Annotated in this window: 14 protein-coding genes and 1 pseudogene; 13 read left to right on the forward strand and 2 right to left on the reverse strand. The window is 71.4% G+C overall.

Annotated elements, in window-relative coordinates; translation table 11 throughout:
• Positions 1-100 precede the first annotated feature (100 nt).
• From STRIP9103_RS14540 to STRIP9103_RS14585, 11 genes and pseudogenes are all read left to right on the forward strand, one after another.
• On the forward strand, positions 101-850 hold the full coding sequence (locus STRIP9103_RS14540; protein WP_048820288.1) for an IS5/IS1182 family transposase: 750 nt from the start codon (positions 101-103) through the stop codon (positions 848-850).
• Positions 851-864: 14 nt separating this feature from the next.
• On the forward strand, positions 865-1,419 hold the full coding sequence (locus STRIP9103_RS49900) for a hypothetical protein (RefSeq protein WP_158696877.1): 555 nt from the start codon (positions 865-867) through the stop codon (positions 1,417-1,419).
• A 73-nt stretch (positions 1,420-1,492) separates the two neighbouring features.
• Positions 1,493-1,987, forward strand: a pseudogene (locus STRIP9103_RS14545) (IS30 family transposase); the annotation flags it as partial.
• Between the two features lie 550 nt (positions 1,988-2,537).
• On the forward strand, positions 2,538-3,371 hold the full coding sequence (locus tag STRIP9103_RS14550) for a M55 family metallopeptidase (RefSeq protein WP_009310740.1): 834 nt from the start codon (positions 2,538-2,540) through the stop codon (positions 3,369-3,371).
• Positions 3,364-4,752, forward strand: a complete 1,389-nt coding sequence (locus STRIP9103_RS14555; protein ID WP_009310765.1) for a M20/M25/M40 family metallo-hydrolase — start codon at positions 3,364-3,366, stop codon at positions 4,750-4,752. The genes STRIP9103_RS14550 and STRIP9103_RS14555 overlap by 8 nt, the downstream gene beginning before the upstream one ends.
• Positions 4,753-4,807: 55 nt before the next feature.
• On the forward strand, positions 4,808-6,832 hold the full coding sequence (locus tag STRIP9103_RS14560; protein ID WP_009310744.1) for a dipeptidyl-peptidase 5: 2,025 nt from the start codon (positions 4,808-4,810) through the stop codon (positions 6,830-6,832).
• Positions 6,833-6,975: 143 nt separating this feature from the next.
• Positions 6,976-7,860: a S66 peptidase family protein gene (locus STRIP9103_RS14565; RefSeq protein WP_048820295.1), complete on the forward strand. Its 885-nt coding sequence runs from the start codon at positions 6,976-6,978 to the stop codon at positions 7,858-7,860.
• Between the two features lie 106 nt (positions 7,861-7,966).
• On the forward strand, positions 7,967-8,221 hold the full coding sequence (locus tag STRIP9103_RS14570; RefSeq protein ID WP_048820290.1) for a LapA family protein: 255 nt from the start codon (positions 7,967-7,969) through the stop codon (positions 8,219-8,221).
• A gap of 61 nt (positions 8,222-8,282) precedes the next feature.
• Positions 8,283-8,840, forward strand: coding sequence for a GNAT family N-acetyltransferase (locus STRIP9103_RS14575; RefSeq protein ID WP_048820296.1), 558 nt, complete (start codon positions 8,283-8,285; stop codon positions 8,838-8,840).
• 257 nt (positions 8,841-9,097) lie between these two features.
• Entirely contained in the window at positions 9,098-10,009 is a 912-nt protein-coding gene (locus tag STRIP9103_RS14580) for an arginase family protein (RefSeq protein WP_009310746.1), read from the forward strand.
• A 63-nt stretch (positions 10,010-10,072) separates the two neighbouring features.
• Entirely contained in the window at positions 10,073-10,477 is a 405-nt protein-coding gene (locus STRIP9103_RS14585; RefSeq protein WP_009310733.1) for a DUF5709 domain-containing protein, read from the forward strand.
• A gap of 102 nt (positions 10,478-10,579) precedes the next feature.
• Here STRIP9103_RS14585 and STRIP9103_RS14590 read toward each other — a convergent pair whose 3' ends face one another.
• On the reverse strand, positions 10,580-10,933 hold the full coding sequence (locus STRIP9103_RS14590) for a VOC family protein (protein ID WP_009310742.1): 354 nt from the start codon (positions 10,931-10,933) through the stop codon (positions 10,580-10,582).
• Positions 10,934-11,115: 182 nt separating this feature from the next.
• On the opposite strand from STRIP9103_RS14590, the gene STRIP9103_RS14595 reads away from it, so the two are divergent.
• On the forward strand, positions 11,116-11,643 hold the full coding sequence (locus tag STRIP9103_RS14595) for a phage holin family protein (RefSeq protein ID WP_009310759.1): 528 nt from the start codon (positions 11,116-11,118) through the stop codon (positions 11,641-11,643).
• A 13-nt stretch (positions 11,644-11,656) separates the two neighbouring features.
• Positions 11,657-12,727 carry an SDR family oxidoreductase gene (locus tag STRIP9103_RS14600; protein ID WP_009310762.1) on the forward strand — a complete coding sequence of 357 codons (1,071 nt, stop codon included), beginning with the start codon at positions 11,657-11,659 and terminating at the stop codon, positions 12,725-12,727.
• Between the two features lie 757 nt (positions 12,728-13,484).
• On the opposite strand, the gene STRIP9103_RS14605 is transcribed toward STRIP9103_RS14600, so the two are convergent.
• Entirely contained in the window at positions 13,485-14,447 is a 963-nt protein-coding gene (locus STRIP9103_RS14605; RefSeq protein WP_009310735.1) for an LLM class F420-dependent oxidoreductase, read from the reverse strand.
• Positions 14,448-14,489: the final 42 nt, after the last annotated feature.

Genomic DNA, 14,489 nt, shown 5'->3' on the forward strand with positions numbered 1-14,489 from the left:
GGCCCCCGAATGAGTGACAGCGGGACCGGAGGCAACGGACAGGGCTCCCATGCCGTTGAGAGAGGTGTCTAGGTCTCAACTCTCCAGCTCAGGAGCCCTGTTGGTCCCATATCCTGCCGCACTCGACCTGCCGCACGCACTCGTGGAGTGGGTGACGATGCTGATCGTCACCCACGAGGGTGACCGACGCTGCAAACTCCGGCCGTCCGAGCGTGCGGTGATCGCTCTGGCATACCTGCGCCGACACGACCCCCTGGCGCAACTGGCCGCAGGTTTCCGTATTTCCGTCGGCACCGCCCACGCGTACGTCACCGCCGTCGTCGAGTACCTCGCGGACAAGGCGCCGGGCCTGCTGAAGGTCCTGCGCGAGGCAGACCCCGACTACGTTCTCGTGGACGGCACGCTCGCCGAGTGCGACCGGGTCGGCGACGGACGCGCGGACTACTCGACCAAGCGCAAGCGGCACGGTGTGAACGTGCAGGTCGTCACGGACCCGGACGGCCGGACGCTGTGGCTCTCGCCTGCCCTGCCCGGACGCACACACGACCTGACCGCCGCCCGCACACACAAGATCATCAGGATCTGTGAGCGCCAGGGCGTCCCCGTCCTTGCCGACACGGCCTACATCGGCGCGGGCGAGTGGGTCACCACCCCCAAGCGCCGGCCGCCCCATGGCGAACTCACCACAACCGAGCAGACGGTCAACCGGGCCCTGGCCGCCACTCGCGCACCCGTCGAACGAGGCATCACCCGCCTGAAGTGCTGGCGAATCTTCCGTCACGCCCGGTGCAGCCCGAACCGCATGACGTCAATCGCCAAGGCCATCCTCACCCTGGAGCGGCACCACTGAAAAGGCTCAATCACATGTGGAAGCTTGCTTACAAGTGGGCCAAACGCAGCCACCCGAAAAAGCCGAAGCACTGGATATCCGACAAGTACTTCGGTCGGTTCAACAAGGCCAGGAGGGACCGGTGGGTGTTCGGCGACCGCGTCAGCGGCGCCTACCTGCTCAAGTTCTCCTGGACGAAGATCGTCCGGCACCAGTTGGTCAAGGGCAGGGCGTCCCCGGACGACCCGGCACTGGAGTCGTACTGGGCCGAGCGGTGTCGCAAAGGGCCACCCCCGCCGGTCGACGGCATGACCGTGCGCCTGCTTCAGGCGCAACAAGGTCGTTGCCCGGTTTGCGGAGGGCTCCTGCTGCACGCCGACCACCCGCCGCGAAGCCCGCAGGAATGGGAAGCGTGGCGGGCCGTCCTCGGGAAGGCGATCTCCAAGCAGTACGTCGCGTTCCCGGGCGGGGGCTCACCGGTCGATCAACGAATCCGTCTCCTCCACACCCATTGTCAACGGCAGAATGGAGCCGCCGAGCTGACAAGTCCCGCACCTTCTCCTGACCGCGAGCCCATGAGGCTTGCTTGAGCCGTGTGCGGCGAACAGCTGCTTGCACGGTTCTGAGGGGGCGGGGGCGCAGCAATGCGCTCCCGCTACCCGACTCCTGATCGGACTCGAGCGATCGGCGATCGGCACGCTGGTTGAGCGGACAACCCGATTCACGCTGCTCGTTCACCTGCCCCGCCAGGACGGCTACGGCATCGTCCCGCGTACCAAGAATGGGCCGCCGCTGGCCGGCTATGGCGCGGTGACGATGAAAGACGCGCTTGCGGCCACAGTCGGCACTCTGCCCGGGCAACTATGGCGGTCGCTGACCTGGGACCGCGGGAAGGAGCTGTCGGCACACGCCCAGTTCACGATCGAGACCGGCGTCCCGGTCTACTTCGCCGACCCGCACAGTCCCTGGCAGCGCGGCACCAACGAGAACACGAACGGCCTGTTGCGCCAATACTTCCCGAAGGGCACCGACCTTTCCCGGTGGGCGGCGGAGGATATCGAGGCGGTCGCCGCCATCCTCAACAGTCGCCCTCGCAGGAGCCTCGGTTGGAAGACACCCGCCGAAGCTCTCAACGACCATCTACTATCGATCACATAAGCCGGTGTTGCATCCACTGGTTGAACCTGGCGAGTACTGCTCACGGCAGTTCAGGCGGGCCGGTCGAAAGCTCGGCGTGGTCCAGCCCATGGGCGGAGTCGGATCGTGCTTCGACTGTGAGGATGGGATCATCGCCGCAGTGGTGGCCTGACCCTTGTTACGACCGACCCTTCGGGTGTCCTGGCTGTTGATCTGTCGGTCACTGCTGCGGCGGGCTCGATGCGGGCCGCCGCCACACCTTCCGCGCCCGCACCGAGGCACGCATCAAGATCGCCACCTGGATCACCGACTTCTACAACGCCAGGCGGCTGCACAGCGTGTGCGGGTTCAAGAGCCCGATCGACTGCGAACGCGACTACCGAGCCACCCTCGCCGAGGGACTGGCCGCATAGATCGTCTCCACGCTGCGAGGGGATTGACACTGCCCTCCAGGCACAGCGTAAGGCGTTGGACAGAGTAGGGGCGCTGCTGAGAGCTGACGAAACTGATGTCAACAATTGATGTCACCGAGCCGTTGCGGCTCTCTGACCTGGAGAGGACAGAGCCTGGCATGAAGATCCTCATCAGCGCCGACATGGAGGGCGCCACCGGAGTCACCTGGCCGGCCGATGTGTTGCCGGGTACGCCGCAGTGGGAGCGGTGCCGTTCGATGTTCACGTCGGATGTGAACGCCGCTGTGCTCGGGTTCTTCGACGGCGGTGCCGACGAGGTGCTGATCAACGAGGCGCACTGGACGATGCGGAATCTGCTGCTGGAGCGGTTGGACGAGCGGGCGCAGATGCTGACGGGGCGGCACAAGGCGCTGTCGATGGTCGAGGGTGTGCAGCACGGGGACGTGGACGGGATCGCGTTCGTCGGCTATCACGCGGGGGCGGGCATGGAGGGGGTCCTCGCCCACACGTATCTCGCGAACTCCATCACCGGTGTGTGGGTCAATGACGAGCGGGCCAGTGAGGGGCTGCTCAACTCCCATGTCGTCGCCGAGTACGGGGTGCCGGTCGTGCTGGTCACCGGTGACGACGTGGCCTGCGAGGACGCCCTGGGGTACGCGCCGGAGGCGTTGAAGGTGGCGGTCAAGGACCATGTGTCGCGGTACGCGGCGGTGTGCCGTACCCCGGCGCGGACGGCCGCCGACATCCGCGCGGCGGCGAAGGAGGCCGCGTCGCTGGCGGTGCGTCACGAACCGGTCGCGGGAGGCCCGTTCACCGTGGCGCTGGAGTTCGACGCCGAGCATCTGGCGATGGCCGCGACCGTCGTGCCCGGCGTCGCGCGTATCGGTGAACGCAAGGTCGCGTACACCAGCCCGACCATGTACGAGGGCATCCGTACCTTCAAGGCGGTCACCACGATCGTCTCGGCCGCGGTGGAGGAGACATATGGCTGAGCAGGCAGCACCCGTGCAGGCGGAATCCATTCAGGCGGCAACCGTGGATCAGCAGGCCCTGGACGAGGTGGTCCGCTTCACCTCCGACCTCATCCGCATCGACACCACCAACCGCGGCGGCGGGGACTGCCGGGAGCGGCCCGCCGCCGAGTACGCCGCCGCACGGCTGGCCGAGGCCGGCCTCGCCCCCACGCTGCTGGAGCGCACCGAGGGCCGTACGAACGTCGTCGCGCGGATCGAGGGCACCGACCCCGAAGCCGACGCGCTGCTCGTCCACGGCCATCTGGACGTGGTGCCGGCCCGGGCGGAGGACTGGAGCGTGCACCCGTTCTCCGGGGAGATCCGCGACGGTGTGGTCTGGGGCCGGGGCGCGGTCGACATGAAGAACATGGACGCGATGATCCTCGCCGTCGTACGGCACTGGGCACGCGAAGGCGTACGGCCGCGCCGGGACATCGTGATCGCGTTCACCGCCGACGAGGAGGCGAGCGCCGAGGACGGCTCCGGGTTCCTCGCCGACGAGCATCCCGGCCTCTTCGAGGGCTGCACCGAGGGCATCAGCGAGTCGGGCGCGTTCACCTTCCACGACGGAGCCGGCCGGCAGCTCTACCCGATCGCGGCCGGGGAGCGCGGCACCGGCTGGCTCAAGCTCACCGCGCGCGGCCGGGCCGGCCACGGCTCCAAGGTGAACCGGGCCAACGCGGTCACCCGCCTCGCGGCGGCGATCGCCCGGATCGGCACCCACGAGTGGCCCGTCCGGCTCACCCCGACCGTACAGGCGGCCCTCACCGAACTGGCCGCGCTGTACGGCATCGAGAGCGACGCCCTCCACGACCCACAGGGGGCCGATCGTCTCGATCCCGACGGCGTCGACCGTCTGCTGGACAAGCTCGGTCCGGCCGCCGCCTTGGTCGAGGCGACTCTGCGCAACAGCGCCAACCCGACCATGCTGGACGCCGGTTACAAGATCAATGTGATTCCCGGGGAGGCCGTCGCGTATGTGGACGGCCGGTATCTGCCCGGCGGCGAGGAAGAGTTCCGGGACACCCTCGACCGGCTCACCGGGCCCGATGTGTCGTGGGAGTACCACCACCGCGAGGTCGCCCTCCAGGCGCCGGTGGACTCGGTGACGTTCGCGCGGATGCGGGCCGCCGTCGAGGAGTTCGCGCCCGAGGGACATGTCGTGCCGTACTGCATGCCGGGCGGCACGGACGCCAAGCAGTTCTCACGGCTCGGCATCACCGGCTACGGCTTCTCACCGCTGAAGCTCCCCGAGGGCTTCGACTACGCCGCCCTCTTCCACGGCGTGGACGAACGCGTCCCGGTCGAGGCACTCCACTTCGGCGTCCGCGTGCTCGACCGTTTCCTGCGGACGGCCTAGACCGACGAAGGACGGGGGAGACATGGGAGACATCGGGCCAAGGGAAAAGGGGGACATGGTGCAGACCCTGGCGTACGGTTCGTGGCGCTCGCCGATCGACGCGTCGCTCGCGGCGGCCCACGACGGCCATCCCGAGTTCGTGGGCTTCGTCGGCGACGAGGCGTGGTGGACCGAGCCGCGCCCCGGAGAGGGCGGACGGCGCACCCTGGTCCGGCGGCGGAATCAGGAGGTGGGGCGCGAAGCGCCGCCTTGGAAGGGCGGTGGCGGGAGACGGGCGGGCGGCACGGAGGAGTCGGTGCTGCCGGCGCCGTGGAACGTGCGCAGCCGGGTCATCGAGTACGGCGGTCAGCCCTGGGCCGGCGTGATGCGGGACGACGGCCCCCTCGTGGTGTTCGTGAACTTCGCCGACCAGCGTCTCTACCGGTACGAACCGGGAGGCGAGCCGTGCCCGCTCACCCCCGTCTCGTCCGTGGGCGGTGGACTGCACTGGGTCGACCCGCAGCTCCACCCGGAGCGCGGCGAGGTGTGGTGCGTGCTGGAGGAGTTCACGGGGGAGGGGCCCACCGACGTACGACGGGTCGTCGCGGCCGTGCCGCTGGACGGCTCGGCGGCCGAGGACCGGAAGGCCGTACGGGAGCTCACCGACGCCGACCACCGGTTCGTGACCGGGCCCCGGCTGTCTCCCGACGGTCGTCGCGCGGCGTGGCTCGCCTGGGACCACCCCCGGATGCCCTGGGACGGCACGGAGCTGGTCGTCGCGGAGGTCGACGACGACGGCACCCTCCGTGACGCCCGGACCGTCGAGGGCGGCCCGGACGAGTCGATCGCCCAGGTGGAGTGGGCCGCCGACGGAACCCTCGTGTACTCCAGTGACCGCACCGGCTACTGGAACCTGTACCGCCGGGGCCACGACGGAGTCCGTACGGCTCTCTGTGCCCGCGAGGAGGAGTTCGGCGGGCCGCTGTGGAGGATCGGCTGGCGCTGGTTCGCGCTGCTGGAGGGCGGGTCGATCGCCGTGGTGCACGGGCGGGGCGCCACCGCGCTCGGCATCCTCGACCCCGAGACCGGCCAGGTCGTGGACGCGGCGGGCCCGTGGACCGAGTTCGCCCCGACGCTCGCCGTGCACGGCGGCCGGGTGCTCGGCATCGGCGCCGGCCCCCGGAGCGCGTACGAGGTGGTCGAGCTGGACGCCCGGACCGGCGACGCCCGGGTGATCGGGGCCGCGCACAAGGACCCGGTGGACCCCGCGTACTACCCGGAACCCCGGATCCGCACCTTCCTCGGCCCCGCCGGGCGCGAGATCCACGCGCACATCTATCCCCCGCACAACCCCGACCACGTCGCCCCCGGCACCGAACTGCCGCCGTACGTCGTCTGGGCGCACGGCGGGCCCACCAGCCGCGCGCCCCTGGTCCTCGACCTGGCGATCGCGTACTTCACCTCACGCGGCATCGGCGTCGCAGAGGTCAACTACGGCGGGTCCGCCGGATACGGGCGGGAGTACCGCAACCGGCTGCGCGAGCAGTGGGGTGTCGTCGATGTCGAGGACTGCGCGGCCGTCGCGCTCGCCCTCGCCGACGAGGGCACCGCCGACCGCACCAGACTCGCCGTCCGGGGCGGCAGCGCGGGCGGCTGGACCTCGGCGGTCTCCCTCACCACGACCGATGTCTACGGCTGCGGAACCATTCTGTATCCCATCCTCGACCTCACGAGCTGGGGATCGGGGGAAACCCATGACTTCGAATCCCAGTACCTGGAGAGCCTGGTCGGGCCGCTGGCCGAGGAGCCGGTGCGGTACGTGGAACGGTCGCCCGCCGAGCACGCCGACCGGATCACCGCGCCGTTCCTGCTGTTGCAGGGCCTCGACGACGTGATCTGCCCGCCCGCGCAGTGCGAGCGGTTCCTGGCGAGGATGGAGGGGCGGCAGGTGCCGTACGCGTACATCGCCTTCGAGGGGGAGGGGCACGGATTCCGGCGGGCGGAGACGATGGTGCGGGTCCTGGAGGCCGAGCTGTCGCTGTACGCGCAGGTCTTCGGGTTGAATCCCCCAGGAATCCCTACCCTGGAGCTCACCAAGTGACGACCCCCTCGCCGACCGGCCCGACCCCTCTGCCGGGCGCCGCGTCTCTGCTGCGCGCAACGTCCACGCCTCTGCCGGGCGCCACGCCGCTGCCCGGCTCCGCCGCCCTCACCCGGCCCGCCCGTCTCACGCCCGGTGCGCGGGTGGCCGTCGTCGCGCCCAGTGGGCCGGTGCCCGAGGAGCGGCTCAGTGCCGGGCTGGACATCCTGCGCGGCTGGGACCTCGACCCCGTGGTCGCGCCCCACACGCTCGACCGGCACCCCGGCTTCGACTATCTCGCGGGCACGGACGCCGACCGGGCGGCCGACTTCCGGGCCGCCTGGTGCGACCCGTCCGTGGACGCCGTGCTGTGCGCCCGTGGCGGCTACGGCGTACAGCGGATGGTCGACCTCCTCGACTGGGACGCGATCCGGGCGGCGCGACCGAAGCCACTCGTCGGCTTCAGCGACATCACCGCACTCCACGAGGCCTTCGCCACTCGGGCGGGACTGGTCACCCTGCACGGCCCGATGGTCGCCGGCGTCGACTTCCTCAAGAACACCCGCGCCCAGGAGCATCTGCGGGCCACCCTGTTCGACCCGGAGTCCGTCCGGACGATCACGGCGGCCGAGGGAAGCGCGCCGCTCGTACCCGGCCGCGCCCGAGGCGTCGTACTCGGCGGCTGCCTGTGTCTCCTCGCCGCCGAACTCGGCGCCCCGCACGCCCGTCCGTCCGCGCGGGGTGCCCTGCTCTGCCTGGAGGACGTCGGAGAGGAGACCTACCGCCTCGACCGCTACCTCACCCAACTCCTCCGCGCCGGCTGGCTCGACGGCGTCGCCGGCATCCTCCTCGGCTCCTGGGCACAGTGCGACCCGTACGACGACCTCCGCGCCCTCCTCGTCGACCGCCTCGGCGGTCTCGGGGTGCCGATCGTGGAGGAGTTCGGCTTCGGCCACAGGGAGGGGGCGCTGACGATCCCGTTCGGGGTGACGGCCGAACTGGACACGGAGGCGGGCACGTTGACCCTGGACGAGCCGGCGTTGACCTGAGAGGCGCCAGGCCGGGGTGGTTCCCTCCCGGAGGCTCCGGGGGGCCCACCCCGGAGGCACTTCCCACCGGGATGCGGCGTCCGCTTCCGCGCCGCATTCTGGTCGTATGAGCCCGAAGACGACCGCATCGGACAGGGGCAGGGCGCGGGGGCGTCGGGAGTGGGGCGAGGTGCTGACGCCCGGCAGGGTGACCTTCGGTGTGCTTGCCCTGCTCGGGCTCGTGTTCATTTTCGAGAACACCCGGCACACGGAGATCCGGCTGCTGATCCCCGAGGTCACGATGCCGCTGTGGATGGCGTTGCTGGGGACGGGAGTGATCGGGGCGCTGTGCGGGGTGTACTTCACGAAGCGGCGGGGGTGAGGAGCGGGTGCCGACGGCTGCAGGAGCGGCGGGCGCGTCGGGGGCGGCGTACCGTGTGCGGGTGTCCGAGAACGTGCGCTATCTCGCCGTGGGCCCTCGCGTGGGCATACGGCACTTCACCCTTGAGGACGGTGCCGAGTTCGTCGCGCGGGCGCGGGAGAGCAAGGGTCTGCATCAACCGTGGCTGTTCCCGCCGACCACGGCCGTCGCGTACGCCGCGTATGCGGGGCGGCTGATCGAGGATCCGACGAGGGCCGGGTTCCTGGTGTGCGAGCTGGACGGCGGGGGGATCGCCGGGTTCATCAACATCAACAACATCGTGGAGGGCGGCTTCCAGTGCGGTGCCCTGGGATACGGGGCCTTCGCGCACGCCGCCGGGCGGGGGCTGATGGGGGAAGGGCTCGGCCTGGTCGTCGACCACGCGTTCGGGGCCATGGGGCTGCACCGGCTGGAGATCAATGTGCAGCCCGGGAACGCCGCCTCCATCGCGCTGGCCCGGCGGTGCGGGTTCCGGCTGGAGGGGTTCTCGCCGGACTTCCTGTTCATCGACGGGGCGTGGCGGGACCATCAGCGGTGGGCGCTCACGGCGGAGATGCGGCGCCCGCGGTCGTCCGGGTGAGCCAAGCGCTCGCAGCCGGGCTGAGCCGGGGCGGCTCGCAGCCGCCGCGGAGGTGGAGCGCCCACAACCGCGGAGGTGGAGCGGTGGAGCGCCCACGATCGCGGAGGTGGAGCGGTGGAACGCCCGCGATCGCGGAGGCGGAGCGGTGGAACGCCCGCGATCGCGGAGGCGGAGTGGTGGAACGTCCACGGGCGCCGGGTCGAGCGGATGGCCGATTCGCCTTCCAGCGCCGTCCCCCGTCCCGCAGGATGACTCCCATGCCGAACAACATCGTCGTCCTGGACGCCCCCTCCAACCTCGGCCTACGGCCGCCCGCCCCGGGTACCGTCCCCGGCTGTTACAAGCTTGCCGGGGCCCTGCGGGAGCAGGGGATCGTGCGGCGGCTCGGGGCGCTGGAGGGCGGGGTGGTCGTGCCGCCGCGCTATGACCGGGAGGACTGGCAGGAGGGCGACGGGGTCTTCAACGCCGCCGCGATCGCCTCGTACACGCGCAAGCTCGCCGACCGGATCGAGCGGCATCTGCGCGCCGGTGAACTGCCCGTCGTCCTCGGCGGTGACTGTTCGATCCAGCTCGGCGCCTCGCTCGCGATGCGCCGGATCGGGCGGTACGGGCTGGTCGCGATCGACGCCTCCGCCGACTTCCGGCATCCCGGGAACTCCGACCGGATCGGGGCGGCCGGCGGCGAGGAGCTGGCGCTCGTCACCGGGCGCGGGCAGGACGACCTGACCGATCTGGAGGGGCTGAAGCCGTATCTGCGGGACGAGGACGTACGGCTCTTCGGCATCCGGGACGAGTTCGAGGACGACCGGGCCGAGCTGGCCGCCCTGAAGATCCCCGTCGTCACCGTCGGTGATCTGCGGACCTGGGGCGCGGACGATCTCGCCCGGGTCACCGCGCTGAGCTTCGAGCCACCGGAGCCGGAGGGCTTCTGGGTGCACCTCGACGCCGACGTGCTCGACCCGTCCGTCATGCCCGCCGTCGACAGCCCCGACCCCGACGGACTGCTGCCCGACGAACTGACCGCGCTGCTCGGCCCATTGGTCACCTCACCGCACTGCGTCGGCCTCAACATCACCATCTACGACCCGGATCTGGACCCCGAGGGCACGGCGGGCGCGCTGCTCACCGACATCGTCGTGTCCGCCTTCGCCGGTCGCGCCGGGGACTGATCGGTCGGCTGAGGGGCACCCGCCCCGCTCGAAGAACGATCGAACGCGGGAAGGAGGCGGACCATGAGCAGGAGGCCGCACGATCCCGGGGCCGACCCCGAGGACGAGGGCATGCCCGATCTGCAGGACGGGACGCCGGAACAGCAGTGGTCGAGCGATCCGCAGCAGCTGCCCGTGGCCGGGGACGAGCCGACGATCGCCGAGGTACGCGACACCACCGTCAACGAGGTCATCGAACGCGAGTCCCTCGACGAGCGGCTGGCGGACGAGGAGCCGGAGATCGACCCCGGCGCCGAGCCCGGAGAACCCGAGGCACCGGCCGGGCTGCTGTACGACGAGCCCGACCCCGATCTGCCCCGCGACCAGGACGTCTACTCCCAGGAGGGCGCGACCAGCGGACTGTCGGCCGAGGAGGCCGCGGTGCGGATCAGGGACGAGGAGGACTTCGGCGACGACGAGTTGACGTAGACGACCGGCCGACGTGAACGACCGCCGACGTGAGCGACCGCCGACGTGAGCGACCGCCGACGTGAGCGATCGGCCGATGTGCGTGAGCGGCCGTGAGTGGTGCTACCCGGTCGCGCGGCGGTCCGCGTACTCGTACACCGAGCCGTCCGGGTGCACCGCGATCAGGTTGCGGCCGACGGGGGTCGGCACCGGGCCCGCCAGGACCCGGGCGCCCGAGTCGGTCAGGACCCGGTGGGCCTCGTCGACGTCCTCGACCGCGATGGTGGCGGCCACCTTGCGCAGGACCTCCAGCTCGGACTCCGGGCCGCTCATCAGCAGGAAGCAACCGACGGCGGCGACCTGGACACCACCGCGCTCGAAGCGCATCGCCGGCCCGCCCGAGAGTCTCTCGTAGAACGGGACCGCGGCCTCCAGGTCGTCGACGCAGATGCGGAGCGTGGTACCGAGAATCTCCATGCGGGAGAGCCTAGTTGGGGCCCGTGGAGAAGGAGATCGTTTCAGCGGGTTCGAGCCGATGGGTCCACGGGATCTCCGTGGTGATCCGGGTTGTGGCCGTGGTGTGAGCGCGCCGTGTGTCCCCTGCGCGTACGGCCTCGCGCGCCGCGTTACGGGGGCGGGGGCCCGGGTACTCGGGGGCCATGGATCGCTTGGATCATCTGGAACATCTGGACAAGCACCTGGTCGACGAGCTGGCGCTGGTGGCCCGGGAGACCGTACGTGACGAGCTGCGGCAGCAGACCCGCAAGCAGCGGCGTACGGCCGCGCTGTACGCCGCCTCCGGCGCCGTCGCCCTGTACGCCGGTGCCGCCCTGGCGCTCGCCCTCGGTCTGGCGCTCGCGCTGGGCCTGCCCGACTGGGCCGCCGCGCTGATCACGGCCGTCGTGCTCGGTGCGGTGGCGTATGTACTGCGGGGCGCGGCCCGGCCCTCGGCGTCGCGGCCCACGCCCGAACGCGAGGCGGAGGCGGCGGGCAGGGACCGGGTCGTCGGCGGTACGGCGCCGGGGATGCCCCCGGGCGGGCTCGGGCCGGCCGGTTATCCGCCGGTGCCGCCCGTCGCCCCCGGCGGTGGGACCGGTGCGGCGGGCGGACCGGCGCCGGGTACGGCGGCCGGGGCACTGCCGCACCCCGGTGTCGACCCCGAGGCGCCGCATCACCGGGCCCAGTGAGCGGTGGCACGCCATGGTGACGCGAGGCCGTAGAGCCGTGGTGGTGACCGGGGCCAGCGGCGGCGTCGGCCGGGCCGCGGCCCTGGCCTTCGCCGCCCGGGGCGACCGGGTGGCGCTGCTCGCCCGGGGACGTGAGGGGCTGGCGGCGGCTGCCGACGAGGTGGAGCGGGCCGGGGGCGGGGCGCTGGTCGTCACCGTCGACATGGCCGACGCCAAGGCGGTCGAGGACGCGGCCCAGCAGGTCGTCGACGCCTTCGGGCGTATCGACGTGTGGGTCAACAACGCGTTCGCCGGGGTCTTCGCGCCGTTCGTCGACATCTCGCCCGACGAGTACCGGAGGGTCACCGAAGTGACCTACCTGGGCTATGTGTTCGGGACGCGCGCCGCGCTCCGGCACATGCTGCCGCGCGACCGCGGCACGATCGTCCAGGTCGGCTCGGCGCTCGCCTACCGGGGGATTCCGCTGCAGTCCGCGTACTGCGGGGCCAAGCACGCGATCCAGGGCTTCAACGAGGCCCTGCGGTGCGAGTTGCTGCATGAGGGCAGGCGGGTGCGTACGACGATGGTGCAGCTGCCGGCCGTCAACACGCCCCAGTTCGACTGGGTGTTGAGCCGGATGCCGGGGCGGGCGCGGCCCGTCGCCCCCATCTACCAGCCGGAGGTCGCGGCCCGGGCGATCGTCCACGCTGCCGGGCACGGGCGCCGGCGGGAGTACTGGGTGGGCGGCTCCACTGCGGCGACGCTGATCGCCAACGCGGTGGCGCCCGCGCTGCTCGACCGGTACCTGTCCCGTACCGGGTTCGACTCCCAACAGGACCAGGCGGACCAGGCGGGCCGGGCCGACCAGGGGTATCGCGACGGTTACGACGGCTACGGGAATCTGTGGAGCCCGGCGGACGGCCCCCATGGGCGGGACTTCGGGGCCCACGGCCGCTTCGACGCGGAAGCACGACCGGACAGCGCGCAGGACTGGGCCTCCCGCAACCGGAACCGCGTCGGCGCGGGCCTGCTGCTGGGCGGCCTGACCGCCGCGGCAACCGCCGGCCTGCGCCGCCGGGGCTGGTCGCCGTTGCGGCGGGGATGACTTAGCCGGCGGAAGAAGTGCTCGGCCCGGATGACGGGGAGAGACGTCATCCGGGCCGAGAGCTGTTGGAAACACTGGGCCCGGCCGGCTGGAAAGGCTGGGCCGGGGGAGCTGCCGGAAACGCTGGGCCGGGAAGAAGGGCGACGTCTGCCGTGCCGGGGCTTCGGCGGCTTCCTTGGTCTGGCCGAGGGGGTCCAGCGGCCTTGGTCGGGCCGAGGGGCCCAGCGGTCCGCTGGTCGTGCGCCTCAGCGGCCCTCTGGACCGGGCTTCAGCGGCTGTCTTGAACCGGGACTCCAGCCGTCCTGGCCGGGGCTTCGGCGGCTTCCTTGGTCTGGCCGAGGGGGTCCAGCGGCCTTGGCCGGGCCGAGGGGCCCAGCGGTCCGCTGGTCGTGCGCCTCAGCGGCCCTCTGGACCGGGCTTCAGCGGCTGTCTTGAACCGGGACTCCAGCCGTCCTGGCTGGGGCTTCAGTGGCTTCCCTGGTCGGGCCGAGGGGCCCAGCGGCCCGCTTGGTCGTGCGCCCCCAGCGGCCCCCTGGACCGGGCTTCACTGGCCGCCTTGAACCGGTACTCCAACGGCTCGTCCTGGGCGGAGCTGAGCTTCAGCGGCTGCCTTGAGCCGGTACTCCAATGGCCGCCCTGGGCGGGGCCTCAGCGCCGCGTCGGCCGTGGCCCTGGCTGGGGCTTCACACCGTTGCCCCGGCCCGGGGGCTTGCGCGGCCGTTGGCCCGGGCTGAAGCCGGCCGTTGGGCCCTGGGACTCAGTGGCTGTTCTGGAGTTGTGGTAGCACCTTTGTGCGGTAGAAGTCGAAGAAGCCTCGTTGGTCGGGGCCGATCTGGTTGACGTAGACGCGGTCGAAGCCGGCCTGGGTGAAGGCGGTCAGGGTGGAGACGTGGTCGTCGACGTTGTCGCCGCAGATCGTGTTCTCGCTGACCATTTCCTCGGTGACCAGGGGTTCCAGCTGCTCGAAGTGGCGGGGGGTGGGGAGGAGCTGGCCCATCTCGCCGGGGAGGAGCTGGTTGGACCAGAGGCGGTGGACGGTGCGGACGGCGGCGTCGCGGTCGGGGCCCCAGCACACCTTCGTACCGCCGCTGACGAGGTCGGTGCCCCCGCCGGCCTTGCGGTACTGGGCCACCAGTTCCTCGTCGGGCCCCATCGTGATGAAGCCGTCGGCGACGCGGGCCGCGAGCCCCGTGGCCTTGGGGCCGAAGCCGGAGACGTCGATGGGGACGGGCTCGTCGGGGACCGTGTAGAGGCGGGCGTTCTCGACGGTGTAGTGGGGGCCGTGGTGGGTGACCTCCTCACCGGTGAACAGCCGCCGCATGATCTGGATCGACTCCTCCAGCATCTCCAGCCGGACGTCCGCCGACGGCCAGCGCGTGCCGAGGATGTGCTCGTTGAGCGCCTCGCCCGAGCCGAGGCCGAGGCGGAACCGGCCGCCGGTCATCACCGCGCCGGTCGCCGCGGCCTGTGCCACCACCGCCGGATGGATCCGGACGGTGGGGCAGGTCACCGCCGTCTCGATCGGCAGCGACACGGCCTCCGAGAGGGCGCCGATCACCGACCACACGAAGGGGCTCTGACCCTGCGCGTCGTTCCACGGGTGGTAGTGGTCCGAGATCCACAGGCACTCGAACCCCGCCTGCTCGGCCATTCTCGCCTGCTCGATCAGCTCCGCGGGGGCGAACTCCTCGGTCGCCAGGAAGTAGCCGTACTCGGGCATGGAGAGCACCTCCGCGACGGGGTGTGGGTCGGGTCGCGGTCC

It is taken from the genome of Streptomyces ipomoeae 91-03, from assembly GCF_000317595.1.
Classification (GTDB): domain Bacteria; phylum Actinomycetota; class Actinomycetes; order Streptomycetales; family Streptomycetaceae; genus Streptomyces; species Streptomyces ipomoeae.